A 968-nucleotide genomic window follows, 5' to 3' on the forward strand; every position below is an offset into this window, starting at 1 on the left:
CTGCAGGTTGCAGGGGTCGATGGTCATGGTCTGGTCGGGGTTGTTGCGGACCAGGTCACCGTGGCTGATGTCCCTGGTCCAGGTGGCACCGCTGTTGGCCTTGCCCGCGAAGGGGCTGGACTCGCTGCCGGCCTGCTCGGCCCACGGGCCGTTCAGGCTGGAGGCCGTGAACGAGCGGAAGTAGCGCCCGTTCGCGCCCATCGCCTCGACGATCATGAGGTACTGGTTCTGGCCCTGGACCTTGTAGACCTCCGGCGCCTCGAACAGCCTCGCCTTCGTGTCGCTCATGACCGTGGTGTACGAGGAGCCGAAGCTGCCCGGGAAGTTCCCGAGCGGCATGGTCGACTTGTAGATCTTGCCGTTGTCATCGGCGAAGAACAGGTACATGTTCTGGCCGTCGGCGATCACGGTCGGGTCGATCGGGGCGCCCACGGGGAGGCGGCCGGTGAACAGCTCCTTCGGCGCGGACCAGCCATTGGGGTTGGTGGGGTCGCTGGACGTGCGGTAGCTGAAGGGCCAGGCGGTACCCCACCCGTTCGAGACCAGCACCCAGATGTTCTTGGGCGCGAAGTAGAACAGTTTGGGCGCCACCGCGGACCCGCTGATCTTGGTCTGGGTGGCCGTCGCCATGTCCGACCAGTTCGTGAACGGACGGAACGTCATCGCGCCCCACTGCGATCCGGTGGAGGTGGTCGCGTAGACCAGGTGCTTGCCGTTGTACGTCACGGTGGTGAAGTCCTTCAGCGCGACCGACCCGTTCGCCGGCTGCGCCAGCGGGCCCGTCGAGGTCCACCGGTACGTCGACGGAAGAGCACAGGTGTCGCTCTTCGGCGCCGCGGCCGGCTTGAGGTTCCAGTGCTGGTTGGCGCCGCCGCTGGAGTCCCAGATCTGGACGGGAGTGCCGTTGGCGGTCCGACCGCCGGGGAGCTCCAGCGCCCGGCCGCTGGCGACGTTGGTCAGCGTGTAGG

At 67.3% G+C, this 968-nt stretch carries 1 protein-coding gene; it reads right to left on the minus strand.

Going from position 1 to position 968, the window contains the following annotated elements; genetic code table 11:
• The coding region (locus tag POF73_RS45760) for a non-reducing end alpha-L-arabinofuranosidase family hydrolase (protein WP_272125471.1) at positions 1-968 on the minus strand (968 nt) is incomplete at both ends.

Source organism: Streptomyces sp. HD, from assembly GCF_028369295.1.
Lineage (GTDB): Bacteria > Actinomycetota > Actinomycetes > Streptomycetales > Streptomycetaceae > Streptomyces.